The organism is Desulfovibrio subterraneus (genome assembly GCF_013340285.1).
Lineage (GTDB): Bacteria > Desulfobacterota > Desulfovibrionia > Desulfovibrionales > Desulfovibrionaceae > Halodesulfovibrio > Halodesulfovibrio subterraneus.
This window is the reverse complement of record NZ_BLVO01000001.1, coordinates 32,645-46,514: the sequence shown is the minus strand read 5'-3', so window position 1 is coordinate 46,514 and position 13,870 is coordinate 32,645. Positions and strand designations below refer to the sequence as shown.

At 57.6% G+C, this 13,870-nt stretch carries 11 protein-coding genes; 8 read left to right on the top strand and 3 right to left on the bottom strand.

The window, feature by feature from the left end; translation table 11 throughout:
- Positions 1–122 precede the first annotated feature (122 nt).
- The 4 genes from hemW (at position 123) to HUV30_RS00185 (ending at position 6,535) form a co-directional block, all read left to right on the top strand.
- Positions 123–1,484: a radical SAM family heme chaperone HemW gene (gene hemW, locus HUV30_RS00200; protein ID WP_174403389.1), complete on the top strand. Its 1,362-nt coding sequence runs from the start codon at positions 123–125 to the stop codon at positions 1,482–1,484.
- Positions 1,485–1,486: 2 nt separating this feature from the next.
- On the top strand, positions 1,487–3,979 hold the full coding sequence (locus HUV30_RS00195) for an ATP-binding protein (RefSeq protein ID WP_174403388.1): 2,493 nt from the start codon (positions 1,487–1,489) through the stop codon (positions 3,977–3,979).
- 82 nt (positions 3,980–4,061) lie between these two features.
- Positions 4,062–5,177 (top strand): sensor histidine kinase, encoded by a 1,116-nt coding sequence (locus HUV30_RS00190; RefSeq protein ID WP_174403387.1) that lies wholly within the window; start codon positions 4,062–4,064, stop codon positions 5,175–5,177.
- Positions 5,178–5,290: 113 nt separating this feature from the next.
- Complete coding sequence (locus HUV30_RS00185; protein WP_174403386.1) at positions 5,291–6,535, top strand: L-serine ammonia-lyase; 1,245 nt, start codon at positions 5,291–5,293, stop codon at positions 6,533–6,535.
- Between the two features lie 504 nt (positions 6,536–7,039).
- Here the strand turns inward: HUV30_RS00185 and HUV30_RS00180 are convergent.
- Positions 7,040–8,509 carry an aminotransferase-like domain-containing protein gene (locus HUV30_RS00180; protein WP_174403385.1) on the bottom strand — a complete coding sequence of 490 codons (1,470 nt, stop codon included), beginning with the start codon at positions 8,507–8,509 and terminating at the stop codon, positions 7,040–7,042.
- A 334-nt stretch (positions 8,510–8,843) separates the two neighbouring features.
- Between HUV30_RS00180 and HUV30_RS00175 the strand changes: the two genes are divergently transcribed.
- From HUV30_RS00175 to HUV30_RS00160, 4 genes are all read left to right on the top strand, one after another.
- Positions 8,844–9,584, top strand: coding sequence for an AzlC family ABC transporter permease (locus HUV30_RS00175; protein ID WP_174403384.1), 741 nt, complete (start codon positions 8,844–8,846; stop codon positions 9,582–9,584).
- Between the two features lie 12 nt (positions 9,585–9,596).
- The gene (locus tag HUV30_RS00170; RefSeq protein WP_174403383.1) at positions 9,597–9,929 is read left to right on the top strand and encodes an AzlD domain-containing protein; all 333 of its coding nucleotides are present in this window, start codon (positions 9,597–9,599) and stop codon (positions 9,927–9,929) included.
- Positions 9,930–10,061: 132 nt separating this feature from the next.
- Positions 10,062–11,648, top strand: a complete 1,587-nt coding sequence (locus HUV30_RS00165) for a peptide chain release factor 3 (RefSeq protein ID WP_174403382.1) — start codon at positions 10,062–10,064, stop codon at positions 11,646–11,648.
- Between the two features lie 175 nt (positions 11,649–11,823).
- Positions 11,824–12,480 (top strand): flavodoxin family protein, encoded by a 657-nt coding sequence (locus HUV30_RS00160; protein WP_174403381.1) that lies wholly within the window; start codon positions 11,824–11,826, stop codon positions 12,478–12,480.
- 130 nt (positions 12,481–12,610) lie between these two features.
- Here HUV30_RS00160 and HUV30_RS00155 read toward each other — a convergent pair whose 3' ends face one another.
- Together HUV30_RS00155 and HUV30_RS00150 are read right to left on the bottom strand one after the other, a co-directional pair.
- On the bottom strand, positions 12,611–13,192 hold the full coding sequence (locus HUV30_RS00155; RefSeq protein ID WP_174403380.1) for a mobile mystery protein B: 582 nt from the start codon (positions 13,190–13,192) through the stop codon (positions 12,611–12,613).
- Positions 13,189–13,644, bottom strand: a complete 456-nt coding sequence (locus HUV30_RS00150; protein ID WP_174403379.1) for a mobile mystery protein A — start codon at positions 13,642–13,644, stop codon at positions 13,189–13,191. The genes HUV30_RS00155 and HUV30_RS00150 overlap by 4 nt, the downstream gene beginning before the upstream one ends.
- Positions 13,645–13,870 lie beyond the last annotated feature (226 nt).

Below are 13,870 nucleotides of genomic sequence, written 5' to 3'. Positions count from 1 at the left end.
GATAATGTTGCCGGAGTGCCGTACCCGGCGCATGCGGCACTTGCCGATGCATGCCATAAATGGTGCCGGTGGGCGCCTGCCCTTGCTTGACGCTCAGGCCGCGGCCTTCTAATGTCGACGCCATGCTCGTATATATTCATGTTCCCTTCTGCCGCAGCAAGTGCGGGTACTGCGCGTTTCATTCCGAAGTGCCGCAGGGCGATGCCATGCAGCGCTATGTGGATGCCCTGCTGCGTGAAGTGGCATTGTGGGGGGACAGGCTCGGTAACGTGCCGGTGGAAACGGTGTTCTTCGGCGGCGGCACACCATCCATGCTGCCTGCCCGTGCCGTGGCGGTTGTCATGGACCGTATCCGCAAGGCTTTTGCCGTGGACCGCACGGCCGAGGTGAGCCTTGAGGCAAACCCCGAATCCGTCGCCAACATGGATTACATGAAGACCCTGCTGGATGCGGGCGTGAACCGCCTGAGCATGGGCTTTCAGAGCATGAATCCGGCCTCGCTGCGTCAGCTGGGACGTCCGCATTCGGTGCGCGATGCCATCCGCACCTTCGAGCTTGCCCGTACCATGGGCTTTGCCAACATCAATCTTGATTTCATCTGGGGGCTGCCGGATCAGCGGCTCAAGCTGTGGCTGGAAGACCTGCGCGCCATTGTCCGGCTCGGTCCTGACCACCTTTCCTGCTACGGCCTGACCATTGAAGAGGGTACCCCGCTGGAACTCGCCGTACAGAAAGGCAGACTGACCCTGCCGGATGACGGCGAGCAGGGAAAGATGTTCATCTACGGCGCGGATTATCTGGAATCGCAGGGGTACCTGCAGTACGAAATTTCCAACTTTGCCCGCATGGGTTTTCAGTGCCGTCATAACATGGGCTACTGGGAAGGGGCGGACTATCTGGGCATGGGGCCTGCTGCCGTTTCGACCCTGCAGGGCAGGCGGTGGACCAACCCTTGCGCGCTGGATGAATACGCCGCCACAGTAGACGCCGGTACCATAGGGCATGATGCCGAAACGCTCACCCTGATGGAACGGGTGCAGGAGCTGGTGATGCTGCGCCTGCGCACCACGCGCGGGCTGCGCGTGAAAGCGTATCGTGAGCTTACCGGCCGCGACTTCATCAGAGACAACAAATCGCTCATCCACGCCCTGCATCGCAATCAGCTGGTGCGCATCCGCAATGGCTATCTCAGTCTCACGAGGAACGGCCTGCTGGTTTCCAATGCCATACTCGAACGCTTTTTCAGCGAAATGGAAACCGTACTGGGCGATTCCCGTCCCGTTCCTGCCAAAGAACCGGAGGTGCTGGGCAATGGTTCAGGCCCTGGTTCCGCTAGCGGCCAAGGCGACGGCCAAGGTAGCGACCGAGGACGTGGCCGAGGAAATGACCGGGGAAGCGGCCAAGAAAACCGATTGTCCGGACCGGAGCAGAAAGAAGGTTCAACTGCCGCACCTGAACACGGGCAAGGCGGAGGGAGTCACTAGCCATGCGTGATGTGCTGCGAGGTAACCCGCTTCTGGTGCTGGTCATTCTGTTCAGCCTGCTGCTTGTCTCCGGCTACTTTGGCTATCGTTCTCTCATTGAAGACCGACGGCAGATAGTAAAAACGGCCTCGCTTCGTCTCAAAGACCATGTGTGGCTGCTGCAGGAGCAGACCGAGCGCCTGTTTGACGCCATAGACAGCACGTTCCTGCAGCTCGGGCTTGAACTGGAGCAGGGGCGGCTCGAATCCATGTCCGATGAGCAGGTGCGCCTTGCCGCTTCCCGCGCACTGGTCTACCTGCCCGCTCTGACAAATTTCATGGTTCTGGACGCCACGGGTGATATCCGCTTTGCCCTGCGACAGGATTCCCAATTCAGCAACCGGCAGGCAATGGACCACTATGCACGGCACTGCGCACGTGCCGACCGTGTTTCGTTTTCCACGCTTCCACCTGAAGGCTATGCGCCGGGACTGCTTATTTTCAGCCGCCGTCTCGGGGGCGTGGGCGAAGCCTGCAAGGGTATGCTGGTCGCCACCGTGACTCCGTCTTCCTATTATGAACAACGCCCCAGAAGCCGCGAAGGCGTGGATTCCGTCATGTTGCTGACCGGAGATGGTGAGCCGCTTGCAGCATGGCCTGCGACATTGCTGCAGCACGGTGGCGGGAACTTCATCCCCGCAATGGAAAAGGCCGTGGTTCCGGGGCGAAAGGCCTCTGTGACGGAAGGAGACAACTACACGCTGGTCTACGCCGCAGTGCGGTACCCGCTCAAGTTCGTGCTTTCCGTTTCCATGGAGGGGGTGCTCTCGGACTGGCAGGCGCGCAGGGACTGGCAGACGGTACTGTTTGTCATCTTCGGCGTGCTGGGCGGGTGGGGCACCTTTGCCGCGTATACCCAGAACCGTATGCTGATAAACGCCCGCGAGGCTGTCATCCGCCGCGAAAAGGACTACCGCACGCTGGCGGAGAACTACCCCTCCGGTATCATCATGCTGTTTGACCGTTCCGGGCGCATTCTCATAGCGGCGGGGCAGGCCCTGGAATCTGCAGGCTGGAGCCGGGGTGAACTGGAAGGCAGGATGCTGGAGAATGCGCTGCCGCCGGATGTGGCTTCGCTCATGGCTGCCCATCAGGGGGTTGTGCTGAGCGGCATGCGCACCACATTCACAGTTACGGTGCGCGGCAGGGTATATCAGGCGCATGCGCTGCCGCTTCTGGACGACAGAGGGCATGTGGCCTCCGGCATGGCTGTGTTTTCAGACATCACCATGCGGGAAGAGTATGAATCGGCCCTGCGTTCGGCCAAGGAAGCAGCGGAAAATGCCAATGTGCTCAAGGGGCAGTTCGTTGCCAACATCAGCCACGAACTGCGTACACCCATCAGCGGCATAATGGGCATCACCGAGGTGGCGCTGAACGAGAATCCACCTCAGAAATGGCAGCGCTATTTCGCCATTATCAAAAATGTTTCCGACGGCTTGCTGGCCGTTATCAACGATGTGCTGGATTTCTCGCGCATAGAGGCCGGCAAACTGACCCTTGTTTCCCGCCCGTATGATCTGGAAGAAGTGCTCATGGACATATGGGTCTCCATGAGAATCAAGGCGGAAGGCAAGGGCGTGCAGCTCTCGTTTGAAATGGAGCAGAGTGTCGCCCGCCGTGTGGAAGGTGACGCGGGACGCCTGCGGCAGGTGCTGGTGAACCTGCTTGATAACGCCATCAAGTTCACCGAGTCCGGCGGGCGGGTCATTCTGAGTGTTTTCATGGCCGGCGGAACAGGCGATGTGCAGCAGGTGGCCTTTTCCGTTTCCGATACGGGAATAGGCATTCCCGCCGACAGGCTTGGCGATCTGTTCGACAGTTTTTCGCAGGTGGATGGTACCCTTTCGCGCCAGCACGGGGGCAGCGGACTGGGGCTGGCTATCTGCAAGCATCTGGTCGAAATTATGGGCGGCCAGCTGCATGTGGCAAGCATATTGGGCAAAGGCAGCCGCTTCCATTTTTCCCTCGCCATGCGTGCTCTCAAACCGGAGTCTGAAATCCGGGGGGAGGCCGGGGGGGAAGAGGATTGCGCGAACCTGCCCCCCCTGCATATTCTGCTGGCTGAGGATAATGAACTGAACCGCGAATTTCTTGCCTATTTTCTGGAAGACTACGGCCATGTGGTGTTGACTGCGGCAAATGGAGAAGAGGCGCTGGAGTGTATCTTCGCCGGGCTGGTCGATATCGTGCTTATGGACGTACAGATGCCCGTGGTAAGCGGGCTGGAAGCTACCCAGCGGGTACGCGTATCGGACAGCTTTTGCCGTAATATTCCCATTGTGGCGCTTACGGCGCATGCCATGGCCGGAGACAGGGAGCGTTTTCTCAAGGGCGGCATGGATGACTTTGTGGGCAAGCCGGTAAACAAGAAGGAGCTGTTTGCCGCGTTGACTGCGGCGTGGAATATGGCTTCCAAACGTGGCTGGCAGGGAAGGAGGCAGCGGGCGGCATGATAGACCTTTTATATGAATTTCAGCAGCCATCATTGGCTAGCTGTCGATAATTCTGTAAGGTGGTTTCAAAGGAGGGCGCAAAATGGTGAATCCGGCGGGTAACACCAAAGAGGCGGCCCAGGAAATCCAACGGTTGCGGGACAAGGTGGCGGGAGTGCTTCAGGGTTTGGTTGCGCAAACCGTGCCGATTGCTTTTACCGTTCTCAGCATGAACAGGGCAGTCGTCTACGCAAATGAAGCCGCCTGCAAGTTGTTCGGGGTGGATTCCGAGGAGGAGATTCTCGGCAGACGCCCGGGTGAAATTATCAGTTGTGTGCATGCCAACAAGCAGGACGCGTGCGGCTCTTCGGTGTGCTGCGAATATTGCGGCAACGTAAAAGCCGTGCTTGGTGTGAGCACTGCGGGTGAAGCGTGCGAAGAAAGCCGTTTGCTCACGGAGCACAAGGGACGGATCAAGGCGCTTAATCTGCGCGTGCAGGCGTACCGGCTTGAGCTGGGCGAGGATGTTTTTGCCCTGTGTTATCTGACGGACATTTCACGCGAAAAGTATCGTGAAATGCTGGAAACCTTGTTCCTGCATGATTCGCTGAACGCCCTTGGCGGTATTCTCGGTGCCGTGCGGATTATGAGGGGGCAGGTGGATAGCTGCTATGCCAACCTTGCGCAGGCAGCGGAAGAGAGAACCGACCAGCTGATACGGGAAGTTCAGTTCTTTCAGACCTTCTTTGCCGCCGAGCAGGGGGAATTCGTTCCCGCACCGGAACCTATGCAGGCCGTTGGGTTTCTGAACGACCTCAAGCTTCTGGGAGGGCTGTTCCCCTGCGCTGAAGATAAACGTATTATTGTGGACGAGGCGGAAGAGGATGCCTTTTTTGTGACGGACAGGCATCTTCTGCAGCGGTCCATGGAGAATCTGCTGAAGAATGCGCTGGAAGCCTCTTCCAAGGGGGATGAGGTGCATCTCGGTTTTATGCGCAAGGGGCGCAATGTGTTCTTCTATGTCCGCAGCCGTCCATTCATGCCGCAGCATATTCAGGCCCAGCTGTTTCAGCGCACGTTTTCCACAAAACGACGCGGCCTCGGGCTGGGCACATACAGCGCCCGCATGTTCGTGACGAACTATCTCGGCGGCAGCGTGTCCTTTGAGTCTTCTCCCGACGAAGGAACTGTTTTCTGGGTTCAGATCCCTGTTGATTGATCGTACGATCTGTTTGTGCGTCTTCATAGAGACGGAATTGCATATTTCTCATACAAAAATGAAGGAAGTTGCAATTGCCGTCTCTTGTGCGTATCTGCATGCGAGGAGCACATATGGAAAGCATCAGAGAACTGTATCGGATCGGGGTGGGACCATCATCCAGCCACACCATGGGGCCGCGCATTGCCGCCCGCGAATTTCTTGAACGCACGCCGGCTGCTGCCCGCTACAGGGTGCACCTGTTTGAAAGCCTTGGCGCGACAGGGAAGGGCCATCTTACTGACGCTGCCGTGCTTTCCGTTCTCGGAGTGGAGAGGACGGATGTGTTGTGGCGTCCGGCAGACAAGTTGCCCGAGCACCCCAACGGCATGTTTTTCGAAGCTCTGGACGCACAGGGGGCGGTCATTGCCTCTGCCACCTTCTACAGCGTGGGCGGCGGTGCCATCCGTGAAGCCGGTGCAGGCGCGGCAGAGCGTTGTATAGTGTACACCCTGCCGGATATGGCCGGTATTATGGCGCACTGCGAGGACAAGGGAATCGCCTACTGGGAATATGTCCAGCAGTGCGAAGGACCCGAGATATGGGATTTTCTGCGTGAAGTGTGGCAGACCATGCAGGAGGCACTTGCGCGCGGGCTGGATACGCAGGGCGTGTTGCCCGGTTCCATAGGCCTGCGTCGCCATGCATGGAGCTTTTACCGCCGCACCAAACTTGCCTCGCAGGATATGCAGCAGACCGGGCTGCTCACCGCCTATGCCATGGCTGTATCCGAAGAGAATGCCGCGGGTGGAGTTGTGGTGACCGCGCCGACCTGCGGTGCCAGCGGGGTAATGCCCGCCGTGTTGCGCTATCTGATGGAAACCCAGCAGCTAGCTGAACGGGATATTTTGCGCGCCCTTGCCACTGCCGGTCTGTTCGGCAACGTGATCAAGCACAACGGGTCCATATCCGGGGCTGAGGTGGGCTGTCAGGGCGAAGTGGGAGCCGCCTGTTCCATGGCGTGCGCCGCCGCCACCCAGCTCATGGGCGGTTCGCTCAGGCAGATTGAATATGCTGCTGAAATGGGGTTGGAACACCATCTCGGGCTGACCTGCGACCCCGTTGACGGCCTTGTGCAGATTCCCTGCATAGAGCGTAACGCCTGCGCCGCCACCCGCGCGGTATCCGGTGCGCAGATGGCCATTCTTTCAGATGGCACGCACCGTATCCCCTTTGACGAGGTTGTCTCAGTCATGGCCAGCACGGGGCATGATCTGCCCAGTCTGTACCGTGAAACGTCCACGGGAGGGCTTGCAAGGGCTTATGCCGGACGCAAGGGTAGTGTCGGAAGGGGGCGGTGTGCGGGGTGTAGTGGGTAGGTAGTTTTGTCAGTCTGTCCGCTACAGGCATGAGCATACTTTCATCGACTACATCAAGTCCTGGCTAATATTCCCTTTTGCTGCCGCTCTGCTGTCTTTATCCGTAAGGCTCGCAGACTCGCCAACGGCTATAGCTTCAGCAGGACCAGAAGGGGCCTCAGCCGGGGCTTGCCGTCTGGCAACGTGCGTCTGTATAGCTCGTGCCTCGCTAACAGCTGCTACTCGCTAGATTGGTGGCTGTATTGCTCCTTCTTCGCTGACATCCACTGGCACCCTTTAGCAAGGCCCCCTCTGGACTCCCTCTGCCTCGCCCCTGTCTTTTCGTTGGCCGGCGATTCTGTCCTGCCGTGGAAGCGAAGCGCTTCCAATCGGCGCGTAGGGTTGGCGCTGGGCAGTCAGAAGGCGTGGTCGGGTTTTATCCCGTACGCTGGCGGTTGTTCCTATCTGGGGGGGAGTCCGGCAGGGCATGGAATCGGTATGGGGAGATAACGGCTGGGGGGGGAACTACGCCAGCTCTCCTGCCAGGGTGCCAAGTACCTTGAGCCCATGCTCCATGCGCTCGTGCCATACACCGCAGCAGGAAAGGCGGATGTAATTGCGGAACTGATCGCGTGTGGTGAAGATGGGGCCGGGGGATATGAGAATGCCCTGCGACTTGGCCTCTTTGAACAACTGCACGCTGTCCACCTTCTCGGGCAGCGACACCCACAGAAAGCCGCCACCCTTGGGGCGTGTCACGCCTGTTCCTTCCGGAAAATACGTGGCCAGATGATGCTGAATGGTCTGCATCTGGCGTTCCGTTGCCACGCGCAGCCGTTTCAGGTGGCGCTCGTACAATCCCTGCCGCAGAAATTCCGCCACCACCATCTGGGTGGGGCTGGCACAGCACACATTGGTGGTCGCCTTTATTTCCAGCGCCTTGCGCATGATCTTGCCCGGCAGCATCCAGCCGCAGCGGTAGCCGGGGGCTATGGTTTTTGAAAAGGACGAGCACAGGGTCACATTGTCCTTCCGGTCAAAAGACTTGAGCGGTGTTGGGCGGCTGGGGCCGAAATGTACATCGCCCGCCACATCGTCTTCCACAAGCGGTACGCCGCGCCTTGCTAGCATATCCACGATCTCACGCTTGGCCTCATCCGGCATCAGCGAGCCGTCCGGATTGTTGAAATTGGGTGAGAGAATGCAGGCCGCCACGTCGAACTTGGTAATGGCCTCATGCAGGGCGGCGGGCGATATGCCGTGCTCGGGGCTGGAGGGAACCTCGATGGCCCGCAAGCCCAGATTTTCCAGCAGTTGCACAAGGCAGAAGTAGGTGGGGGACTGAATCACCACGCTGTCGCCGGGGTGGGTAAGGGCGCGCAGGGTGATATGCAGCGCCTCCATGGTGCCTACCGTGATGAGCACATCTTCCGACTGCACGGCCAGCCCCAGTTCCTGCCCGCGCCATGCTATCTGCCGCCGGAGTTCAGGGTTGCCCTGTATGACTTCGTAGGAAAGCGAATCGTAGGTGGAGAGCCGCGTGACGTCCTGCATGATGCGGGCAAGCGCCTTGCCCGGAAGCAGGGCAGGGTCCGGCGTTACGCAGCCGAAGGAAATGAGGTTCTTGTTGCCTACGGCCTCAAGCACCATCTGGATGAGATTGGTGCGGTTTTCTTCCCCGATCTCCGGCGTGCTTTGTTCCGTAACAGGCAGGGGGAGCGGAACTCCGGGCTTGCGCACGAAGTAGCCCGAGCGGGGGCGAGCTTCGATTATACCTTTGCGTTCCAGTTCCATGTAAGCATGGTTCACCGTGGCAAGGCTCACCCCCATGCTGGAGCACAGAGAGCGCAGTGAAGGCAGCCTGTCGCCTGCAGCGAACCTGCCCGATTCGATCATGGCCAGAATCTGCTGCTCCACATGATGATAGCGGAAGGTCTCGTGCGGCGTTACTGTTGCCGCGCCTGCCTTTGCCGGTGTGGTCTCAGGATGGTACATGCCTGTTCTCCGCAGTGCGAAAAATCATGGTCGGTATCTGGTTACGAATCATGACTGTAAATCTGTTATGGTCAAATTTTGTAAAAACTGTGTCTGTTATGGTGACAGCTTTTATGGTTCTCTGCAAGCGGACAGGGCGCTTTCTCCTGTGTGGAGAGTGCCTTGCCCGTAGTGCGACAGCGAGTGATATTCATATGTAATGGGACCAGACCGGATGTACTGATCGGATGTGCAGGCCAGATGCACAAACCGGATGCACAGGCCGGATGCACAGGCCGGATGTACTGACCGGATATGCGGCGGATATGCCAGGATGAACAGCGTGGAACAGGTAATGACCGAATCAAAAGACCGGACAGAAGCTTCCGGCGTGTGGAAAGGCGTGCGGCAGGCACTGCCCATTGTCATGGGCTATCTGCCCGTGGGGTTTGCGTATGGTGTGCTGGCCCGCAAAGTGGGCATTTCGGAGTGGAACACCGTGCTCATGTCCGTGCTGGTCTACGCCGGTTCGGCCCAGTTCATTGCGGTGAGCCTGCTGGCTGCGGCGGCATCGCCGGTTTCCATTGTGCTGACCACCTTCATTGTGAACCTGCGGCATCTGCTCATGTCTGCCGCTCTTGCACCCTATCTGCGCAACTGGACGCGGCTGCAGCAGGCGCTCTTTGCCTTTGAGCTGACGGACGAAAGTTTTGCCCTGCATGCGCGGCGTTTCCCTGAAGGGCGCACCGGCACGGCAGAAACCTATGCGCTTAACGTCACGGCTCAGCTTTCGTGGGTTGCGGGCAGTGCCATGGGCATATTCGGCAGCAACCTCATAGGGGATGTGAAACCGCTGGGGCTTGACTATGCCCTTTCCGCCATGTTCATAGCTCTGCTTGTGGGGCAGGTGCGGAGCAACATGCATGTTGTTGTGGCTGCGCTTTCCGCAATGCTGTCTGTCGGCTTCATGCTGGCTGGCGCAGGGCAGTGGAATGTTATTCTTGCCACTGTATGCGGCGCAACCGCAGGCACCGTACTGTCTTTCCGTAACGCGGCTGGTCACAGTAGTTCCGGCCGCAGCAATTCCGCGCACTAACAGGAGCCGGACATGATTACCTCTGATACCCTTGTCTTTACCATCATTCTCGGCATGGCAGCCGTCACGTATCTGCCGCGCCTTCTGCCCGTATGGGCGCTTTCATCCCGCGAACTGCCGCCCGTGGTCATCCGCTGGCTCAGTTTTGTGCCTGCGGCCATTCTCAGCGCTCTGCTTGCGCCTGCGCTGCTGGTGCAGGACGGGGGCATTGCACTGAACATGCATAACCTGCCGCTGCTTGCCGCTGTGCCGACATTTCTTGTAGCATGGCGCACCAAAAGTTTTTTCGGCACCGTGGCCGTGGGCATGGCCTGCGTGGCGGCCGGACGCTATTTCGGGTTTTAATCCCCCTCGGAGCTCCCGCTACGCGCCGCATGGCAGCAGAGTTGACCCCGCTTTAAGCTTGAGGCATAAACGGGGGCCTTTGCGCGTTGAACAGCCTTCACGTGCGGGAGACTTTTTGCGAGGATCGGGATCATGAACAAGGAATTGAAGCGCGAAGTAGACAAACGTCGTACGTTCGGCATTATCAGTCACCCTGACGCGGGTAAGACCACCCTGACGGAAAAGCTGCTGCTGTATGGTGGCGCAATCCAGATGGCAGGTTCGGTCAAGTCGCGCAAGGCGGCGCGCCATGCCACATCCGACTGGATGGCCATGGAGCAGGAGCGCGGCATTTCCGTTACCTCCTCGGTAATGAAGTTCGAGTACAACGGGTATGAAATAAACCTGCTGGACACCCCCGGTCACCAGGACTTTTCCGAAGACACCTACCGCGTGCTCACCGCCGTGGACTCCGGTCTGCTGGTCATTGACGTGGCCAAGGGCGTGGAAACCCAGACCTTGAAGCTGATGGACGTGTGCCGCCTGCGCAACACGCCCATTCTGACCTTCATCAACAAGCTGGACCGCGAAGGTCTTGATCCCTTTGCCGTCATGGCGGACATTGAAGAGCGCCTGAAGATCGAATGCGCGCCGCTTACGTGGCCCATCGGCATGGGCAGCAACTTCAAGGGGACGTGGAACCTTTACAAGAACGAGCTGCATCTGTTCTCCGCCGTGCATGGCGGCAAGCGCCAGAAGGGTGACGTGTTCAAGGACCCGAACGATCCGCGTCTCGACGAAATTCTGGGTGAACAGGTGCATCAGCTGCGCGAAGAGCTTGAACTGCTGCAGGGAGCCGGAAACCCCTTCAATCTGGAGCGCTACCGCAAGGGTGAGCAGACTCCCGTGTTCTTCGGTTCCGCCATCAACAACTTCGGCGTGCAGGAAATGCTGGATTCCTTTGTGGAACTCGCGCCTCCGCCCCAGCCGCGTCCCACCACCACCCGCGATGTTTCCCCCTACGAGGACGATTTTTCCGGCGTGGTGTTCAAGATTCAGGCGAACATGGACAAGAACCACCGCGACCGTATCGCGTTCATGCGCATATGTTCCGGCAAGTTCACGCGCGGCATGAAGGTGAAGCACCACCGTGTGGGCAAAGACTTCACCATCGCCAATGCCACCATTTTCATGGCGCAGGACCGTACCGGCGTGGAAGAAGCCTACCCCGGCGATATCATCGGTATCCATAACCACGGCACCATCAAGATCGGTGATACCTTTACAGATAAAGAGCCGCTCAAGTTCGTGGGCATTCCCAGCTTCTCGCCGGAACATTTCCGCCGTGTGCAGCTCAGGGACCCCATGAAGCGTAAGCAGCTGCAGAAGGGCCTTGAACAGCTGGCAGAAGAAGGCGCAGTGCAGCTGTTCCGCCCCATTGCCAACAGTGATTACATTCTGGGCGCGGTCGGTTTGCTGCAGTTTGACGTGATTGTGCACCGCCTGCTGCATGAATACGCCGTGAACGCCCTGTACGAGCCGGTTTCCGTCACTACGGCCCGCTGGATTCACAGTGAAGACAAGCGCGCGCTGGATGACTTTTCCGATTACTATCGCAGCGACCTTGCCATTGATGCGGAAGACTGCCTTGCCTATCTGGCCCCGAACCCGTGGAAGCTGGAATCCGCCATTGAGCGTTTCCCCAAGATTGTGTTCAGCACCACGCGGGAAATCAGCTAGACGCGAAAAGAAAGAGACGAATGAAAAAGGCCGGAGTGGTAACGCTCCGGCCTTTGTTTTTATTAATAGTATCATAATGGTAACTACAATACAAAATTGTGGGTACTTGTTAAAATGTCGTATGCGGTTACTATGTCTTGTCTGATTCACCCAACACAGCAAAGGATAATGAACGATGAACGTAATAGCCCTGAACGGCAGCCCGCGTAAGAAGAACTGGAACACCGTATCTCTGCTGGAGCATGCGCTGGCTGGCGCGGCATCGCAAGGCGCAGAGACTGAGCTGGTCCATCTGTATGATCTCAAATTTTCTGGTTGCATCAGCTGCTTCGCCTGCAAGAAGCTGGACCGCAAGAAGCGCTGTGTCTGCGCCGTAAAGGACGATCTCACCCCTGTGCTTGAGCGTATTGCGAGCGCAGATGCGCTGATTCTCGGTTCCCCCATCTATTATGGTACGGAAACGGCCGCCATGCGGGCTTGCTTCGAGCGCCTGTGCTTCCCCTACAATCCGTATGCGGTGGACTGGAAGTGTGAGTTCGGCAGGGTTATTCCCACCGCACTGCTGTATACGATGAACATATCTGAAGAGATGATCGACAGCTTTGGCTACCGTTCCCATTTCTCCCTGATGGAGCGGACAATGGCCATGCACTTTGGCACCTGCGAAGTGATGCTCTGTACTGATACCCTGCAGTATTCAGATTACAGCAAGTATGAATCGGCAAAGTTTGACGGAGTTGCAAAGGGGAAGCGCCACGAAGAGGTCTTCCCGCAGGACTGCCAGCGTGCATATGAGCTTGGCAGCCGCATGGCCCGCCCGCTTGCCGGTTAGCATATAAAAATCCCCCGTTGCCATAAGCAGCGGGGGATTCATTGTGCTTTGCCAGCGCAGGTGCAAACAGGTCTGCCCTTGCTGTAATCCCGGCACGAGACGTGTGTATCTTGTCCCGAAGTCTATGGGCTTAGCTCCGGACAAACTCCATGAGAAGAGTGTAGTCTTCCTTGTCCGCTGCCTGCAGCGCGGCAATATACCTCTCCCGCTCGTCCCCGTGCTGCACAAGGGAGCGCCCGCCCCAGCTGAAAGGTTCTCCTTCGAGACGTTGTATCAGCAGGTCCGCCATCATTCGGGCATGCCGTCCGTTACCGTTAGGGAAAGGATGTATTGCCACAAGTCGGTGGTGAAAACGGGTTGCGAGTTCGTCGGGCGGAAAAGAATTGTGTTCTATCTGAAAAGACACATCTGCAAAGAGGTTCCTGAGTTCAACGGGAATCATCTGCCATTCTATCCCGATATTCTTGTTGCTCCTGCGATACGTGCCTGCCCACTTCCAGGTTTTGTCGAACATCTTTTTATGAAGATCACGCACAAAGAGGTCGTCGAGCAATTCGCGCTTGTGCTGCTTCAGTGCCCAGTTCAGCCCATCCAGAATGTTCTGCTGCTCCCACTCATTGAGCGCATCCTGTGTGGTGATGTGGTCGGGAATCAGGCCGGATGCTTCATCCGCGTTCAGCGGAGTCGCGCCGGGAGGATAGGTATACTTCATCGCCACAGTTCCTTGGTCTGTTTGCGCAGCAGGGTCTCTGCCAGTTCTTCTATCTGGGTACGGGTAAGTTCGCTATCAACGAACTGTTCTTCAAGCGCCATGGTGTGGCTCACCCGCAGCACGCGTTCGCGAGCCACTTCTTTGGCTCGTTTCTGCAGTGTTTCTGCAATGCCATGTTTGGGCACGAGTGCGTATTGCAGCTCGCAATCCAGAGCTGTGGCCACTTTACGAAGGGTGCCGAGGGTGATTGAGTCTGCAGCTTCTGACGCCTCAAGGCTCAGAACACCGGCACCCGTCATGCCGAGACGTGCACCGAGAGCGGCGGAACTCATGCTGAGTGCCGTTCGTATGGCATGAATCCACCCCTTGCCGGGACGCGGAGGGAGTGCAGCCTTGCGCCAGAGGGCAAGGGCTGCATCAATTTGCCGTATTTTCAGTGTGTTATAGCTCATATCATGATCCGCAGAGAAAACTTGGTCATAGTGTTTTACAAGTTATAGCTTGTAATTCTGTCATTTGTAAACAAGCTATAACTTGCAATTAAAAAATATAAAAGAAAGCTTTAGCTTTCTTTTTCAATATTTAAAAACAAGCTATAACTTTCCTTAGTGATTTTATTGTCCGAAATAAATGAAAAATCCCCCGCTGCCATGAACAGCGGGGGATTCCTTTTATGTC